The 18,209-nt window shown below is 37.3% G+C and carries 18 protein-coding genes; 2 read left to right on the plus strand and 16 right to left on the minus strand.

The window, feature by feature from the left end:
• From hisIE to FEZ13_RS16370, 15 genes are all read right to left on the minus strand, one after another.
• The gene (gene hisIE, locus FEZ13_RS16300; RefSeq protein WP_146553561.1) at positions 1-621 is read right to left on the minus strand and encodes a bifunctional phosphoribosyl-AMP cyclohydrolase/phosphoribosyl-ATP diphosphatase HisIE; all 621 of its coding nucleotides are present in this window, start codon (positions 619-621) and stop codon (positions 1-3) included.
• The gene (hisF, locus tag FEZ13_RS16305) at positions 618-1,376 is read right to left on the minus strand and encodes an imidazole glycerol phosphate synthase subunit HisF (protein ID WP_146547558.1); all 759 of its coding nucleotides are present in this window, start codon (positions 1,374-1,376) and stop codon (positions 618-620) included. The genes hisIE and hisF overlap by 4 nt, the downstream gene beginning before the upstream one ends.
• Complete coding sequence (gene hisA / locus FEZ13_RS16310) at positions 1,376-2,113, minus strand: 1-(5-phosphoribosyl)-5-[(5-phosphoribosylamino)methylideneamino]imidazole-4-carboxamide isomerase (protein ID WP_146553562.1); 738 nt, start codon at positions 2,111-2,113, stop codon at positions 1,376-1,378. Before hisA ends, hisF begins: the two co-directional genes overlap by 1 nt.
• Positions 2,110-2,757, minus strand: coding sequence for an imidazole glycerol phosphate synthase subunit HisH (hisH, locus tag FEZ13_RS16315; RefSeq protein ID WP_146553563.1), 648 nt, complete (start codon positions 2,755-2,757; stop codon positions 2,110-2,112). Before hisH ends, hisA begins: the two co-directional genes overlap by 4 nt.
• Positions 2,754-3,347, minus strand: a complete 594-nt coding sequence (hisB, locus tag FEZ13_RS16320; RefSeq protein ID WP_146553564.1) for an imidazoleglycerol-phosphate dehydratase HisB — start codon at positions 3,345-3,347, stop codon at positions 2,754-2,756. Before hisB ends, hisH begins: the two co-directional genes overlap by 4 nt.
• Position 3,348: 1 nt before the next feature.
• Entirely contained in the window at positions 3,349-4,629 is a 1,281-nt protein-coding gene (gene hisD, locus FEZ13_RS16325; protein ID WP_146553565.1) for a histidinol dehydrogenase, read from the minus strand.
• Positions 4,630-4,643: 14 nt separating this feature from the next.
• A complete protein-coding gene (gene hisG / locus FEZ13_RS16330) occupies positions 4,644-5,267 on the minus strand; it encodes an ATP phosphoribosyltransferase (RefSeq protein WP_146553566.1) in 624 nt (207 codons plus the stop codon).
• Positions 5,260-6,429: an ATP phosphoribosyltransferase regulatory subunit gene (locus FEZ13_RS16335; RefSeq protein WP_146553567.1), complete on the minus strand. Its 1,170-nt coding sequence runs from the start codon at positions 6,427-6,429 to the stop codon at positions 5,260-5,262. Before FEZ13_RS16335 ends, hisG begins: the two co-directional genes overlap by 8 nt.
• A gap of 111 nt (positions 6,430-6,540) precedes the next feature.
• Entirely contained in the window at positions 6,541-7,065 is a 525-nt protein-coding gene (locus FEZ13_RS16340) for an acyltransferase (RefSeq protein WP_146553568.1), read from the minus strand.
• 801 nt (positions 7,066-7,866) lie between these two features.
• Complete coding sequence (lgt, locus tag FEZ13_RS16345) at positions 7,867-8,676, minus strand: prolipoprotein diacylglyceryl transferase (RefSeq protein ID WP_146553569.1); 810 nt, start codon at positions 8,674-8,676, stop codon at positions 7,867-7,869.
• A 39-nt stretch (positions 8,677-8,715) separates the two neighbouring features.
• Positions 8,716-9,645 (minus strand): HPr(Ser) kinase/phosphatase, encoded by a 930-nt coding sequence (hprK, locus tag FEZ13_RS16350; protein ID WP_146549853.1) that lies wholly within the window; start codon positions 9,643-9,645, stop codon positions 8,716-8,718.
• 523 nt (positions 9,646-10,168) lie between these two features.
• Positions 10,169-10,564: a cytochrome c551 gene (cccB, locus tag FEZ13_RS16355; RefSeq protein ID WP_146553570.1), complete on the minus strand. Its 396-nt coding sequence runs from the start codon at positions 10,562-10,564 to the stop codon at positions 10,169-10,171.
• Between the two features lie 108 nt (positions 10,565-10,672).
• On the minus strand, positions 10,673-11,908 hold the full coding sequence (locus FEZ13_RS16360; protein ID WP_146547548.1) for an EAL and HDOD domain-containing protein: 1,236 nt from the start codon (positions 11,906-11,908) through the stop codon (positions 10,673-10,675).
• A gap of 388 nt (positions 11,909-12,296) precedes the next feature.
• Positions 12,297-12,767, minus strand: a complete 471-nt coding sequence (locus FEZ13_RS16365) for an S-ribosylhomocysteine lyase (protein WP_146547547.1) — start codon at positions 12,765-12,767, stop codon at positions 12,297-12,299.
• A 72-nt stretch (positions 12,768-12,839) separates the two neighbouring features.
• Positions 12,840-13,481, minus strand: a complete 642-nt coding sequence (locus FEZ13_RS16370) for a DedA family protein (protein ID WP_255473235.1) — start codon at positions 13,479-13,481, stop codon at positions 12,840-12,842.
• 131 nt (positions 13,482-13,612) lie between these two features.
• On the opposite strand from FEZ13_RS16370, the gene FEZ13_RS16375 reads away from it, so the two are divergent.
• Positions 13,613-13,861, plus strand: coding sequence for a hypothetical protein (locus tag FEZ13_RS16375; protein WP_146553572.1), 249 nt, complete (start codon positions 13,613-13,615; stop codon positions 13,859-13,861).
• A 913-nt stretch (positions 13,862-14,774) separates the two neighbouring features.
• Complete coding sequence (locus FEZ13_RS16380; protein ID WP_146553573.1) at positions 14,775-16,130, plus strand: amino acid permease; 1,356 nt, start codon at positions 14,775-14,777, stop codon at positions 16,128-16,130.
• Between the two features lie 268 nt (positions 16,131-16,398).
• Here the strand turns inward: FEZ13_RS16380 and FEZ13_RS16385 are convergent, their stop codons facing one another.
• Positions 16,399-17,955 carry a fatty acid--CoA ligase family protein gene (locus FEZ13_RS16385; protein WP_146553574.1) on the minus strand — a complete coding sequence of 519 codons (1,557 nt, stop codon included), beginning with the start codon at positions 17,953-17,955 and terminating at the stop codon, positions 16,399-16,401.
• Positions 17,956-18,209 lie beyond the last annotated feature (254 nt).

The following is an 18,209-nucleotide window of genomic DNA, read 5'->3' on the forward strand; positions in this document are numbered from 1 at the left end:
TCAGTGCTTTTCATGACGTTTTTGCAAAACACCCAAAACTTCGTACAAATCTAATTTTTGTTCCTGTAAAAGTACTAGTAAGTGATAAATTAAATCCGCTGCCTCCCATTTTAGTTCTTCGGCATCGCGATTTTTAGAAGCAATGACGACTTCTGTTGCTTCTTCACCAACCTTTTTACAAATCTTATCTACACCTTCTGTAAATAGGTAGGTTGTGTAGGCACCTTCCGGCATTTTTTCTTCCCGATCTTTAATAACATTTTTCAATGTTTCTAAAATGTCGAGAGAGCCTATGGATGATTCTTTTTCTTTGATCACTTCACTAAAGCAAGAAACGGTCCCTTTGTGGCAAGCTGGACCATTTGGTAAAACTTCCACTACCAACGCATCTTGGTCACAATCCACACGCAATGCAACCACTTTTTGCGTATTTCCACTCGTTTCTCCTTTATGCCAAAGTTCTTGTCTCGAGCGGCTGAAGAACCATGTTTCACCTGTCTCAATTGTTTTTTCTAAAGATTCTTTATTCATATAAGCTACCGTTAATACTTCTTTTGTTCTTGCATCTTGAACAACTGATACAATTAAACCGTTTTCGTCAAATTTTAAATTTTCAGTCATCTCACTGCTACTCCTCGCTGTTTTAAACTTGCTTTTACTTCTGCAACACTTGTTTCTTTATAGTGAAAAATTGAAGCGGCCAATGCTGCATCCGCGTCAATATCATGTAGTACTTCATAGAAGTCATCTACTTTACCTGCACCACCGCTTGCAATGATTGGCACATTAACGGCCTCACGAATCGCTTTCGTTAGTGGTAAATCGAAGCCATTCTTTTCCCCATCTTGATCCATACTTGTTACAAGCAATTCTCCTGCACCAAGTGCAACAGCTTCTTTTGCCCAAGCTATCGCTTTTTTTTCTGTTTTATTTCTTCCTCCATGTGTGTAAACCATCCATGTGCCATCTTCTTCACTCCACTTTGCATCAATGGCAACGACGATACATTGTGCGCCAAAATAATCAGAGCCTTCCTTAATCAGTTGAGGACGATTAATCGCAGAAGAATTGATCGATACTTTATCAGCACCAGCACGCAATAAACGCTTCATATCTTCTAATGTTCGAATACCACCACCTACTGTAAATGGTATAGCAAGTGCGGTCGCTGTTTTGCGCACAACATCAACCATCGTTTCACGCCCTTCATGTGAAGCAGAGATATCAAGGAATACAAGTTCATCTGCACCTTGTTTGTTGTAAAATTTAGCTAATTCTACAGGATCGCCTGCATCTCGTAGAGAAACGAATTGTACTCCCTTTACGACACGGCCTTCTTTGACATCTAGACATGGAATAATTCGTTTCGTTAACATTATTCCGCCTCCCTTAGTGCCTCTTGTAGTGTAAAACGGCCTGCATATAACGCTTTGCCAATGATGACACCGCTGACAGTTGAGCTTTGTGATGCTTTTTTAACTTTAGCAATATCTTCTAATGCACTAATCCCACCTGAAACAATGATATGAGCGCCAGTTGCCTGCGCTAATAATAGATTTGCTTCAATATTGGGGCCAGCTAGTGTTCCATCCGTTGCAATATCTGTAAAGATAAAATATTTTGCACCCGCTTCTGCAAAAACTTTCCCTACTTCAATCGCTGATTGATCAGAAGTTTCAATCCAACCATGTGTCGCGACCATACCGTCTTTAGCATCTATACCAATGACAATTCGTTCAGAACCAAACTCTTTGATAAATCCCTTTACAAGTTCTGGTTCACGGATAGCCAGACTACCAATGATCACACGATCCACACCATTTTCTAAATAATAACGAACATCTTCTTCCGAACGAATCCCTCCGCCGATTTGAACCTTTAGAGGTAATTCCTTTGCAACCCGAATGACTTCATCCGCATGTGCACGTTTACCATCTTTGGCGCCATCCAAATCGACCATATGTACATAACTTGCGCCTGCCTCTGCAAAACTTTTTGCCATTTCAAAAGGTGAATCCGCATAAACGGTTTCTTTGGCATAGTCGCCTTTGAATAGACGAACACATTTGCCGCCTCTCATATCGATAGCTGGAAAAATTTGAATGGAACTCATAAAGTAGCTACTCCCTTCTCAACTGCACGAAGCCAATGTTGGAGTAAATAGACACCACATTCGCCTGACTTTTCTGGATGAAATTGCATGCCTGTCACATTCCCTTTTTGCACAATCCCAGGGACTCTCACATCGCCATACTCTGCATATGCGATTAAATCTCCCTCATCCATTTCTGTTGCAAAATAAGAATGGACAAAATAGACATAACGTTCTTCTGGTAATTGGTCTAACCATGTTGGGGATTTGGCAAATTGCAAATCATTCCACCCCATATGTGGTACTCGGTAGGATTTTCCTAAAGAATCTTTTCCTGAAAATTGTTTGATATACCCTTTAAAAATCCCCAATCCTTGCCAATGACCATTTTCTTCACTTTCTTCAAATAGCAGTTGCATGCCTAGACAAATACCAAGAAGAGGCTTGTTAGTTGCTACCACTTTATCAAATAATGCTATAAGCCCTGTATCATGAAGCCTTTTCATGGCATCCTGAAAGGCACCGACCCCCGGCAATATAAGCGCATCACATGCTAACAAGCTTGTTTGATCCGCGGAAACAAGCACTTCGCAGCCTAAACGCTTAAGAGCTTGCTCCACACTAAAAAGATTGCCCATACCATAATCAATGACGCCGATTTTCATGTTAACAACCCCTTCGTTGATGGTACTTTTCCTTTCAATCGTGGATCGATTTGCACGGCATCATCTATTGCTCTCGCTAAGGCTTTAAAGATTGCTTCTATAATATGGTGCGTATTATGACCATAAGGAACGATAACATGGACGTTCATCCGTGCTTCCAATGCAAATTTCCATAAAAATTCATGTACAAGTTCCGTATCAAATGTACCAACTTTTTGGGAAGGAATTTCTGCACGAAATTCTAAATGTGGACGATTGGAACAATCAATGACAACTTGCGCCAATGCATCATCCATTGGTACAAATGCATTTCCATAACGTTTGATACCTTTTTTATCACCAAGAGCTTCTTTGATTGCTTGACCAAGTACGATCCCTACATCTTCGGTCGTATGATGATCATCAATTTCTGTATCGCCATTCGCTATGATTTGGCCATTGAAAAGACCATGTTTCATAAAAAGATCGAGCATGTGGTCCATAAATGGTACACCTGTGTTAACAGTTGCTATTCCTTCACCATCCAGATCAATTTCAATCGCAATTTGTGTTTCATTTGTCTTACGTTCTATTTTTGCGTAACGTGCCAAATTATTCCTCTCCTTTATCCCAGCCCCTTGATTCCACTGCTCTTGCATGTCCTTCTAATCCTTCAAGTCTTGCTAGGCGGGCAATTTTGGGTGCATTGTCAGACCATGTTTTTTCTGTATAGTAAACGACATTTGTTTTCTTTATGAAATCATCGACATTTAACCCGCTTGCAAAGCGCGCTGTACTATTCGTTGGTAAAACGTGGTTCGTTCCGGCAAAATAATCGCCAACAGGTTCAGAGCTATAGCGTCCTAAAAAAATCGCTCCGGCATTATCAATTTGTTCACTAACTTTCTCTGCATTTTCCGTGACAATTTCTAAGTGTTCAGGTGCTAGTTGATTAATCGCTTTTGTTGCTTGTTGAATAGATTCAGCAATATAAATATGTCCAAAATTCTCCACAGATCGTCTAGCAATTGCTTCACGAGGAAGAGATTTCAACTGTTCTTCCACATGCATTTGTACATTTTCAGCTAAGCGTTCACTCGTTGTAATAAGAATTGGACATGCCATTGGATCGTGCTCTGCTTGTGATAATAAATCTGCAGCAACTTCATCCGCATAGGCTGACTCATCTGCAATAATCGCAATTTCACTTGGTCCTGCAATCATATCGATAGCGACTTCTCCAAAAACTTCGCGTTTCGCTAATGCCACGAAAATATTCCCCGGTCCTGTAATTTTATCTACAGCTTGAATTGTCTTCGTCCCATATGCAAGTGCCCCAATAGCCTGTGCGCCGCCCATTTTATAAACTTCTTCGATTCCTAAGATAGATGCTGCCGTTAATACAGCAGCAGGTAATTGACCGTTTTTATCACTTGGCGATGCCAGTACGATTCGTTTAACGCCAGCCACTTGAGCTGGAATAACGTTCATTAGAACAGAAGATGGATAAGCTGCTGAACCGCCGGGAACGTATAAACCGACAGAGGCAATTGGCAAAATCCGTTGTCCTAACCAAGAACCATCTGCTAGTTTCAACTTATAGCCTTCACGTTTTTGTTGTTCATGATATAAGCGGATATTGGCAGCTGCTTCGGTTAAATCTTGTACTAACTGAGGATCTAATGATGCGACAGCTTCATCCATTTCCTGTTGTGTCACTCGTAAACTATCTGGTGCAAAACCATCCCATTTGAGACTGTATGCTTTAACAGCCTCGTCTCCTTTTTCACGAACATCTTTTAATACTTGGCGTACCGTTTTTAATTGTTCTTCATTACCACTTTCCAAAGGTCTTTTTAATGAAATATCATCTGTTAATACTTCTATTTTCATAGCAAATCCTTCTCTCATTTTACACATTTTTTGAGGCGCTTTACTAAATCTAAAATTCGTTCGTTTTTCATCCGATAGCTCACAGGATTAGCGATTAATCTTGATGAAACATCTGTGATGAATTCATATTCCACAAGCCCATTTTCTTTTAATGTTTGACCAGTGGATACAATATCTACGATTCGATCTGCAAGACCAATCATCGGGGCCAACTCGATTGAACCATTCAATCCAATGATTTCTACTTGTTCTCCTTTTTCGCGATAGTAATCCGATGCAACGGTTGGATATTTTGTTGCAATACGAGGTGCAATTTCGTTCAAGGTTGTATTTGGTAATCCCGCAGATGCAATATGACATTTACTAATATTCAAATCTAATAATTCATGTACTTCACGATTTTGTTCAAGCAATACATCTTTTCCGGCGATGCCAATATCCGCCACACCATGTTCTACATAAGTGGGCACATCCATTGGCTTTGCTAAGATAAAGCGAATTTTCTCTTGTGGGATTTCAATCATTAATTTACGTGACATTTCAACATTCTCTGGTAATTCAAAGCCTGCCTCGATCAGCATTTCATAGGCTTCCTCGAAAATACGTCCTTTTGGCATAGCAATTGTTAACTCATTCATGGACGTTACCCCCTTGTCCAATCCGTACAATTTCAGCAAAATGATTTTCAAATGCTGCTAGATTTTCTAATCCTTCTATCGATTGCAAGGTAGTACGTTTTCCTTGTGCCCGAAGTTTTTCAGCTGTTTTCAGTGCTTCAGCCAACTGTGTTGCTACGAACAGTACAAGTACTTCGTTTTTTTCATCAGACTGTTGCGGGATCACTTCTAATAGATGGTCTACTCGTAAGCCAAAACCAATAGCGCTAACTTCTGTTCCAAATACCTGAAGTAAACCGTCATATCTACCACCATTACCAATTGGAAAACCAGAGCCGGTTGCAAATACTTCGAATAGCATCCCTGTGTAATAATTCATATGACTTGCTAAAGTAAAGTCGAACGCAATGTATGAAGTGGCATCTGCAATTTCCAATATCGATGCTAGCTGTTCCATGTAGATAAAGGCATCTTTTTCATATAAATATTTTGCAATTTCTCGGATACTTTTCATCTCTGTTGCATCTTCGATAAATGATAATAATGTTTTTTCTTTTTCAGCTGGTAGATGATAAGAAATGACCGCTTCCTCAAAACCGACAATATTCTTGCGTACCAATAAGCTATGTAATTCCTCAAATTGTTTTTCATCTTGAACATTTTTCTTAATGATGGCGTCCAAAATACCAGCGTTTCCAATTGTGATCTTAAATTCTTCGATTCCTAACGCTTTTAGCAAATGAATAGCCGTTAAAATGACTTCCGCATCTGCATAGACGGAAGAATCTCCGATAATCTCAATGCCCATTTGCTCAAATTCTGCTGGACGACCACCTTCTAGTTGCTGTGCCCGAAAAACACTTGCAAAATAAGCTAAGCGTAATGGAATTTTCTCTTTTAATAATTTTGAAGTCGCAACACGTGCAATAGGTGTTGTCATATCTGGACGCAACACTAATGTATTTCCTTGACTATCAACCAGTTTAAATAGCGAAGAATCAACAATAGCAGAAGCTTTACCAATAGTGTCGTAATATTCAAGTGTTGGCGTTTGGATAAAATCAAATCCTCTTAAGCGAAGAAATTCACGTCCTGTTTGTCGAATAATCTCCTTCTTTTCAAAAATCTTTGGAAATGTATCGCGCATTCCAAGCGGTTTTTCAAACTTTCGAATTGGTGACATTATTACACTTCCTAATCTATATACTTTAACGTGCTAGAGTGATGATGTATGAAAGTATTCTATAATAAGAGAAACATGAAGTCAAGTGTTCTAAGAAAATATGTGTATATGTTATGATTTTTTAGAATTAACTGATTCTTTTTCAGCTATTTCTTCCTTCGTATAAATGATCCTCATAGGATTGCCGCCAGCAAATGCCCCAGCAGGGACATCCTTATTCACTAATGTCATTGCCGAAATAATGGCATCATCTCCAATCATGACACCGGGCAAAATAGTCGAGTTGGCACCAATCATAACCCGATCGCCGATCACAACATCTCCTAGCCTATACTCATCTACTAAATATTCATGCGCAAGGATCGTTGTATTAAAGCCAATGATCGTATCTTTTCCCACTTTAATGCGTTCTGGAAACATTGTGTCTGGTGTTACTTTTAATGCAAACGATGTTTTTTCACCAATCTCCATTTTTAAAAATGTACGATAAAGCCAATTTTTAACTGCAAGAAATGGCGTATAACGAGCCATTTCAATAATGATGAAACATTTCACGACTTTCCAAAAAGAAACCGTTTTATATATTTGCCAAAGTGATGTTGAACCTCTTACAGGGTATCTTTCCGTTCTACGCATAGCATGCTCCTCTACGATTTTTCAGATCAACATATAGTATTGATCCAATTTAGCTGCATTAAAAGTTCTTTCTCTCAACAAATAAAATAGACCATTTATTCTCACACACGCATTCTTCTTCCTAAAATGCCATGCAAATTATCACCACGATAAAATACTTTTTTCTATACACTTTGTTCTTTCTAATGATCTAGGCTCTAAAATAGTTTTGACATATTTCACTCTATCCATACTTATGATAACTTCGGGCAAGTTCTTCATCTTTGATAAGCGGCCATACGATTTCATATTCGCCATGCTGTTGAAAATTTAGATTTATATATAACAATGAATCTACCACTTGCTTCTTGAAAAATCACTTGTCGAAAATGATTTGATTCGATTCAAAACGATAGATGGAATCATGTCGGCTTTTGTGAATTTCCCGGGAAATTCAGGCATGAGTATATGCCTATAAAATTGGAATCACTCTCTTTGAACCCGATTGATTCAACTATCATGTTGAGAGATGAAGAAAACTCACACTGCGTGAATCTTCACTTTATCATCTTTCTTTCATAAAAAATAATCAGCACTATCATTACAAACTCTAATTAAAATCTGAAACAGCATTAATAATTTCCTGCTATTAAAGGAATCGCCGCATCACTATGGAAACTTAAATTCTCTAAATCTATTATCCAAAGCAATGTCGGCGATATACTACAAATTTATAGCTGACTTAAATATGAATGCTACTGTATCCTATTGTTTCAAAATGCCCCATTAAAGACACGGAAACACGCAAGCGCATTGATCTTTCTATTGATCCTTATATTGAACAGGTGGTTTAATATTTAATCGACGGTAGATTAGGATAATAACACCTAGCACAAGGCCCACTAGTGACACAATCTGTGCCATACGTAAATCACCAATTAGTAAACTATCCGTTCTCATCCTTTCAACAAAGAAACGGCCAAATGAATACCATATAATGTAGGTTAAGAAAATTTCCCCTCGTTGTGGGTTTACCTTTCGAAGCACCAATAAAATGATCAATCCAATTAGGTTCCAAACAGATTCATATAAAAATGTTGGATGATGATAGAATCCATTGACATTCATTTGTTCAATCAACCAATTCGGTAAATGTAGATTTTCTAAAAACGAACGCTCTACTACACCTCCATATGCCTCTTGGTTCATAAAATTGCCCCAACGACCTATAATTTGACCTATAATAAGTGACGGCGCTAATATATCTGCTATTTTCCAAAAACTAATCCCTCTTTTGTGGGAGAAAATAATCGCTGTCACAAAGGCACCAATAAGTGCACCATGTATGGCGATACCCCCATGCCAAATCTGAATGATTTCATCGGGATGTGCTGCATAATATGGCCATTCAAAGGTTACATAATAAATTCGGGCACAAATAATAGAAATAGGCACTGCCCAAATCAATAAATCCGTTAATATCTCTTCATTGAAACCTCTTTTAATCATTTCTCTTTGCCCTACAAAATAAGCAATGATAATTCCACAAGCAATGATGATTCCATACCAACGGACTGATATGGGGCCAAGTGTAAATGCTACTGGATTAATTGCCATTAAAATTGAATCCATAATAATCTCCTTTCGCCTCTACGCTATAACTGTTTTCATCTAGAATTCGTCATTTCCTTCAATGACGCTATCCAATCTGCGTGAAAACTCTTCTGCAGCATTTACGCCTAAATTCTTTAAACGATGATTCATAGCAGCCACCTCTATAATAACCGATAGATTTCGACCTGGTCTTACGGGAACTGTCAACTTTGGTAACTCTGTATCGATGATTTTCATGGTTTCTGAGTCCAACCCTAAACGGTCGTATGTTTTTTCTGAATCCCATGTTTCTAGATCGATGACTAGTGAAATTCGTTTATGTTTCCGCACGGCGCTCGCACCAAACAATGTCATAATATCAATAATGCCAATTCCTCTAATCTCAAGTAAATGATCAATCAAAGGTGGTGCATTACCGACCAGCGTACTTTCACCCTCTTGACGAATTTCAACGCAGTCATCTGCCACTAAACGATGTCCCTTTTTGACAAGTTCGAGTGCAGTTTCGCTTTTTCCCACTCCACTCTTCCCAGTGATTAAAACACCAATTCCGTATATATCCATCAATACGCCATGCACTGCTGTTGTTGGCGCTAAACGACTCTCTAAATAATTTGTCAATAAACTTGAAAACCGAGTAGTTGTCAATTTTGTTGTCAATACAGGTACATGATGTTCTTCGGAAGCTACTATTAAAGCCTCTGGAACTTCCATATCATGTGAGATGATGATAGCCGGGGTTTCTTGAGAACAAAGCTTATTCATCCGATCGAATTGTACTTCTCTTGATAACATTTCAAAAAATGATAGTTCCGTTTTTCCTAAAAGTTGTACCCGTTTTGCAGGATAATGTGTAAAGTAGCCTGCCATCTCAAGCCCCGGACGTGAAATATCACTCGTTAAAATATGCCGTCCGATTCCTTCCTCACCACTTATTAGCTTCAGATTCAATACTTCCATTACATCTTTCGTACAAACCTGATCCAAAGGCATCATCATACCACCTTTCCAATAAACATAAAATAATACTCAACTTCTGAGATTTTTTTATCCCGCACTGTATAAGTTGAATGGGGTGTTATTTACAGCAATTGAGCTTTTCTACTGAATTAAGATAAAGTGAAGCTTCCATCATTGGGGGTTTTCTTCATTCCCCACTGAAATAGAAGAACGAAAGTGAAAAGCGCCACGTCCTGTGGCAACACCTGAGGGACCAACATCTTGCCCGCCCAAACCAATCGGGCGCATGCGGCAGTTGATCCCCAACTATCTTTCTCGTTTCTCTCTAAACCTTGAGATGGAGCCTTACTGCCCGTTAACGCGGGATAAAACAATACGAACATATTTTAGCATAAATTTAAGTATGGGACACAATCGGTTAACTTACTATGTAAAATCATTTTCTTTCAATAAGATTCAACAAGCCGAGTAAGACTTTCCTTACTCGGCTGTTATGATTTGATCCAATGAAAAAACTAGCTTTCCCCTCATGAAAGCTAGTTTTAAAATATTATTTTTGTTCAGAAAGCCATTTTGCAACAGCATTTACTTCGTCATCGCTTTGTAATCCATTGCTTGGTTTTGCAGGCATTTGCCCTTTACCTTTGTTTAAAACATCTTTGATTTGATCTTCTGATAATTTAGAACCGATTTTTGTTAAATCCGGTCCCATAGCACCAGTTAAATCATTGCCATGACATGAAATACATTTTTGTTTTGCAATTGCTTCACCGTCAGCTGTCGCTGTTTCATTTGTTTTTTCTTCCGTTGCCGTGTCATTTGTTGTGTTATCGGTTGTTTCAGTTTTTGTGTCGTTATTATCTGCTGCGTTATCATCATCATTACCTCCGCAGGCTGCTAATACTAAAGCAGAACCGAATAACATTGCAAGTAGAACTTTTTTCATGGTAGACCCTCCTATAAAAATTTGTAATAGCTTACATAGTAAGTATAACAAATTCAATAACAAATTAAACCGCCAGAAAGTAGAATATTTGTGACTGTTTTACGCTAACTATGAAATACCATCAGACCATTTGTTTGCAGCTTTAAATATTTCAAAAACATCATCTATATTTATTTGTAATTCATGTGCAATATCATTGACTTTTTCAAAATCCATTCGTTCTAAAGCGATGGCCAATTGTAGATAGGGTTGCATGATTGTTTCATTACCTAATATGGTTTCGGCTACTTCTTCCGATAACGGCAATTGTATCAAAATACTGTTGATTGGTCTTTGTAATAACGCATCGATCAATGAAAACATGCCTACTAAAAAGTATTCGGAAGTATTTCTTTTTCTATTGTATTTTGCCAGCAATTCACACATTTTAGCTCTGCTCAATGAAATTTTCACAAGCTCATTGAACGTACCAGCCGGCTTACATTTTTGTGATTCACGATATGTCAGTATGTAAATCCATCTTTTCAAATCCTCTAATCCCAAATGGAGTATTGCTTGTTTAATTGAACGAATTTTTGACTTTGAACGTTTTGATGAAGAATTGATCAATTGCATAAGTTTGTATGATAAAGCAACGTCATGCTCGATTCCCTCAGCAATATGATCGATATCAGGTTCTTCCGCACGTAATAATGCAATCACACGATAATATTGTAATAGATTAGAAGAAATGTCACTACCTCGAATGATTTGTGGCTTCATAAAGAAATAGCCTTGGAATAAGGTATACCCTTTCTGAATGGCCTCTTGATATTGTTCCCTTGTTTCAACTTTTTCTGCAAGTAAAATAATATGAGGAAATGAATGTTTAACACGGTCTTCAATTTTCTTTCTCTCTTCATCTGTAGAAATAAAGAAATCGACTTTAATAATATCTATATAAGGAAATAAATCATCATAAATATGATAATAGTCATCTTGCATAATGAAATCGTCTAGAGCAAATCGAAATCCTTTCACTTTAAGTTCTTTTACACGTCGTATCAATGCTTCAGTAATTGGAATATCTTCGAGAATTTCAATGACGACTTGTGTTGGATTTAGTTGATCAATAATATCACTCATCAATAAATTTTCAGTAAAATTGATAAAACAAGGTTTGCCATTCGTCAATTCTTCAAACCCAATAGAAAAGTAAGAATTGACAATCACATCAACTGTAGCCAAATCTGAATCAATTTCTGGAAATTGATTACTTTCAATACCGTTTCTATATAATAATTCATATGAATAGACTTGTTCTTTAGTATTAAAGATTGGTTGTCTCCCTATAAAGATCTCCATTTGTGTTCTCCTTCATACATTATTACTATTATTATAACAATTTTCGGAAGATGTTGTTGAACTATTTTAACATTTTCAGCATTTTATATAGTAAAAAAAGAACTTTTATCATTTGGATTCAATGCCAAGATTTGTACTTGATATAATGGATATATTTATTATCCTATTTTTACCATAAAATATAGGGAATCTATTGTTTTCCGCTACGGACTGCTTGGCTATGAATACAAATACCCTCTTTGAAAAAAGGATTTATTGAGATCCCTGAAACAAATAAGAGAACCCCCAGACAGTGGGCATTGCTTGATCCTTCACCGTATGGAAGCTTTGCTTTACAACAAAAAAGGATATTGCAAGATAAATTTCTAAGCAATATCCCTAAGCATTATTATTTTTCTTCTGCAAAAATTGTTTTCCATTCATCACGTTTGGCAAGCATTTCTTTTGCTAATTCTTTGGCTCCTTCTAAACTATGGCTTGCAGCCCAACCGCATTGGACTTCGTTACAAGCAGGTACTTCAGTCGCATTCAGTACATCCTTAAAGGTTTTTTCAATAATATCTAGCACTTCATCATAATCTGTATGATTTATAAGGGATAAATAGAAGCCTGTTTGACATCCCATTGGACTTAAATCGACAACATGATCTGTGTGATTACGAATATTCTCCGCCATTAAGTGTTCAATCGAATGTAATGCTGGCATATTCATATGCTCTTTGTTAGGTTGTTTGAAGCGAATATCGTATTTATATACTTCGTCTCCATTAATCCCTTTTTTAACACCTGCAAGACGGACAAAAGGCGCTTGAACTTTTGTATGATCAAGATTAAAACTTTCCACATTTAATTTTTCCATTGAGCAAATCTCCTTTTATATTAATATACATTTATTCTAACATTTTTGAAAATATTTATATCATTAGCAAATCTATTTTTTAAATTTTGCTCTTAGCATGCCGACGATGGCTGGTAAAACCGATACAACGACAATAGCTAAAATAACGGTTGAAAAGTTATTTCTTACAAATGGGATATTGCCGAAGAAATAACCGCTGAATACACCAACTAATACCCATAATAATGCTCCTGCGACATTATAAATGATGAAATATCTATAATGCATTTTACTTGCGCCAGCTATAAATGGAATAAATGTCCGGATCAATGGCATAAATCGTGCAATAACAATCGTTTTGCCGCCATATTTATTAAAAAAATCTTGCGCCTTTTGCATACGTTCTTTATTGACTACTCGTCCTAAAAAACTATTTTCAGGAATTGACTTACCTATCTTATGCCCTATCTCATAGTTTAAGGAATCCCCAATAACAGCAGCGACAAAAAATATAATGATTGATATCCACAAATTTAATGCACCTAAAGAAGCTAATGCACCACTTGCGAACAATAGCGAATCACCTGGTAAAAAAGGCATGATGACAACGCCGGTTTCAATAAATATGATTAAAAATACAATCCCATATGCCCACCCATGATATTGGGAAACAATCTCTGTTAAATGCACATCAATATGCATGATAAAATCAATCAAACCTTTTACAAAATCAATCATTCACTACACTCACAATCTTTCCTTATTATATTCATCATACTGTTTTATCGCTTTTCTGTCACGAAACAAAAATGGAATACCAGACGTGTTGATTATCCAATTATATCCATAGAAATATTAGGTATTCGTTGATTTCCGCTACGGCTTGCACGACTCATGCGGGCGAACGCTGGGGGCAACAGGATGTTGGTCACGGAGTCGTTGCCACAGGACGTGGCGCCCTTAGACTCCGTTCCTTAATCGCTTGCGCTCCGTGCAGGGTCTCATCTGCTCGCTTTTCCCGCTGGACATTGAATTTACTTCCTGTATCCACACCGCACGAAGGAAATGCGTGCATTTTCGAGGAGTCGAGCAAGCCTTCACTCCAATCTACATAAATGGAGCTAAAAATACAGCATTTTTTAAAATGGTACCAAATATTTATCCCAATTTTTTCCTAATCAACATGCCTGATGGAATACTTTAATTGTAACGATTCGATGAGAGGTAAAGTTGCTAGTTTTAATACATTTAAATCAATTTCATAATGCAGAATACAGATAAAAAACACGGACTTTCGATATTCAGATTTGTGTGTTCCGCTAAAGACGGTACTCTCCACGTTCTTGGGCTTCAATCCCTCGATTCAACACGATGTTGCCCCCAAAGCCATTGCCACAAGACTTGGTGAACTTAGACTTTGTCCCTTAAAACGTTTCTGCGGAGCCGTGGGGCCATTCGCTCTCTCGGAGGATTTATTGGCTCTCTTAGGGACTTTATTCGCTCTTTCCGCAGGACATTGGATTGTCTTCACCGAGTACTAGCAATTCATGTTTCACACAATAGAGGCTTTTCATCCTCAACTGGTAGATAGTCAAACCAAACGTATGTATACTAGCAGCTGTTTCCCTGCTATTTCCTATATTTTGTCATCAACACGCCTAACATAGGATAGCAACTTGTCCCAATACATTTTTCATATTAGCGGCAAATTTTACAATTATGAATCATATATTATAGCACAAAGTGAAACTTCACTCACTGTGAGCTTTCTTTATATTCATTCGATACTCCTTAAATCAGTCGGGTTTTTACTGGCAATTGTTCTTTCACTCAACCTTTGCTCAATACTTGCATCATGATGTAAGAGCCTTACTGTCTGTTAATGAAGTATAAAAATGTTATATCTATTAAAATGTAATTATTCAGAATATTTATAGCGTTAGAGTCTTAAATCCTTTTTTATTATCTGTTTTTTGTGATACCATTAGAAAGTTGCAATTGAATCTTATCACATCGAAGGGGTTTTTTATGACGAACAAGAAATCACAGCTCCAAAGAGGTCTAGAGTCGCGACATATTACGTTAATGTCGCTTGGTGCTGCCATAGGAGTCGGATTATTTCTAGGTTCTGCAGGAGCGATTCAATTAGCTGGTCCTGCTATTTTAATCGCTTATCTTCTTGGCGGTATCGTCATTTTCATTATTATGCGTGCGCTTGGTGAATTGGCAGTTGAAAACCCTGTCGCAGGTTCCTTTAGTCGCTATGCTAAGGATTATTTAGGACCGCTTGCTGGATTTATCACTGGGTGGAACTATTGGTTTCTATGGATTGTGACCTGTATGGCTGAAATAACTGCCATAGGTATTTACATGCAATTATGGTTCCCAGGTTCACCAAAATGGATGTGGGCACTTGCAGCACTTGTTATGATGACTATTGTTAATCTAATTGCTGTAAAAGCATTTGGCGAATTTGAATTTTGGTTTGCTTTTATCAAAGTTTTCGCAATCATCGCTATGATTGTGGTGGGATTAGGAATCATCTTGTTTGGGATCGGTAATGACGGCATTGCTATCGGATTTTGTAATTTATGGAGTCACGGTGGATTTATGCCAAATGGGCTTAAAGGCATACTCATGTCATTGCCAATTGTCATGTTTGCCTATTTAGGAATTGAGTTGATCGGGATTACTGCTGGTGAAGCAAAAAATCCTAAGAAGGTTATTCCTCATGCGATTGATACAGTGCTCTGGCGGATTTTAATATTTTATGTTGGTGCATTAACAATCATTATGGCCATCTATCCATGGAACGAAATCAATACAAACAACAGTCCATTTGTCTTAATGTTTGATCAAGTTGGTTTAAAATATGCTGCAGGTATTATCAACTTTGTTGTACTAACGGCTGCATTATCAAGCTGTAATAGTGGGATATTTAGTACAGGCCGTATGTTGTTTAATCTTGCCGAGCAAGGTCAAGCACCTGCTATTTTCAAGAAAATAGGACGTGGTGGTGTACCGACGACCGCCATTATCGCATCGGCATTTGTTTTATTAATAGGCGTTATTTTAAACTATTTTGTGGCAGAGAAAGTGTTTATATGGGTCACCAGTATTTCAACTTTTGGTGCCATTTGGACTTGGCTTATTATTTTAATCAGTCAAATAAAGTTCCGCCAAACATTATCTAAAACACAAATTTCAAACCTTACTTATAAAGCATTTTTATATCCACTTGGCTCATACTTTGCTATTGCATTTCTGCTTTTAGTTGTTTTCCTGATGGGAGTATTTCCAGATACAAGAATTGCACTAGAGGTTGGACCGGTTTGGATCCTTTTATTAATTATTTTTTACTATACAAAATATAAAAAAGCATAAAGTGAAACGACACACAGTTCTGTTTTTTCTGATTTCTTTGTTTTTTACTGAAATCTTAAAATGGGTTCTTAACTATCTGTTGATGTGAGGTTCGTAAAAATTTATCCATCCAGCATGATCGGTAAGACAAGTGTCGACAAAAGATATTGAGAGAACATCTCTTAATATCTTTTGTTGTTTTTGGCTGTAAAAAAAGACTATAGGCAAAATCGAAAAGTGTCGAGTTCATCTATAGTCCATATTTCGATAACATTACTTTTTCTATCAATTACGCACGCGACAGGGCTTGATTTTTTAAATTGCGACGTAGAATCTTGCCAGTTGCATTCTTTGGCAATTCATCTAATATGATGATTTCTTTTGGACATTTATATTTGACTAAATGTTCTTTGCAAAATGCATGTAATTCATCCACAGTAGTAGATTTTTCTTTTAATACTACATACGCTAGAACCGCTTCACCTAAATTCGGATCAGGGATTCCTAAAACTGCCGCCTCTAAAACATTTGAATTTTTATAAAAAGTTTCTTCTACCTCACGTGGATACACATTATATCCGCCTACAATAATGATATCTTTTTTGCGATCCACAATATAAAAATAGCCCTCTTCATCCATTCTTGCTAGATCGCCAGTATATAACCAGCCATCACGAATTGCTGCCGCCGTTTCTTCAGGCATTTTATAATACCCTTTCATAACATTAGGCCCTCTGACAACAAGTTCTCCTACTTCGCCAACAGGCACCTCTTCTCCCAGCTCATTAAACACTTTATTCTCAACATTGACGATATTTGTACCGATCGACCCCGGTTTTCGTTCGCGATCTAGCGGATTAAAACATGTTACTGGTGAAGCCTCGGATAATCCATACCCTTCTGACACTCTAACCTTAAATTTCTCTTCAAAGTTATGAAGTAAGGAAACCGGCATGGAAGATCCTCCTGAAACGACTAGACGAAGTGATTTTAAATCATTCGGATCTCCTTCAGAAAATTGATACAAAAAATTGAACATGGTCGGTACACCGGCAAAAACAGTTGGCTGAAGTTCCCTGCCAATTCTAAAAATTTCCTTTGGACTAAAATGTGGTACAATAATTAGTTGCGCTGAAGCTAATAAAGGTGCATTTACAACTACCGTTAGCGCAAATACATGAAACACTGGTAATGTTGTAACCGCACGATCATCTGCACGGATCTGTAAATATTTCGCAATATCCCGTGCATTTGAATATAGATTCTTATGCGTTAGCATTGCGCCTTTTGGATGACCTGTAGTGCCAGATGTATACAAAATAATGGCTGTGTCATCTTCATTCATCATCGTTGGTTTTACTTCTGGTTTTGTTTGGATCAGTAATTGATGAAAAGAATGCACTTTTTCCTTAACATTTGATGGCAGCGCTTGCATTTTTTCAAACGTATCAGGTTTTGTTTCACAAACTACATAAGAATGCACATCAGGAAATACCTGTAACCCCACTTCTACCAAAGGTAATAAAGCATCTAAAATAATTGCTGCTTTCACATCACCATTTTGGACAATGTATGTAATCTCATCTGTTGTATAAAGTGGATTGATAGGTATAGCTGTCGCGCCAATCCTCATTGTTGCATATAAAGAAATGATAAAATGTGGTGTATTGCCCAATAAAAAAGCAACATGATCCCCTTTTTCCACCCCTAATTCCTTTAATGCAGTTGCAAATCTAGAAACTGAATCCTCAAACTCTTTGTAGGTCGTATCCTTCCCCATAAAATGATACGCCACTTTGTCTGCTTGTTCTGTAGATGTCCTATAAACCTCTGAAACTAAATTCATATTCTCAACCCCTTTGTAAGAATAAAATGAATGGCGGTTCATTTTCCATCCAAATACATTATACAAAAATTAGAAATATAAAACAACAGACAGCCGTTTTAGCTATCTGCTGTTTTCATTCATTCTCAATGCTTTCAGGCGTGTTGATTAGGAAGAAATTAGGGAATATTTTTGATATAATTCTTAAAAAAACATGTATTTTTCGTTTCATTTATGTAGATTGGAGAGGAGGCTTGCTCGACTCCCTCTTAAAA

This window comes from Rummeliibacillus sp. SL167 (assembly GCF_007896505.1).
GTDB lineage: Bacteria > Bacillota > Bacilli > Bacillales_A > Planococcaceae > Rummeliibacillus > Rummeliibacillus suwonensis.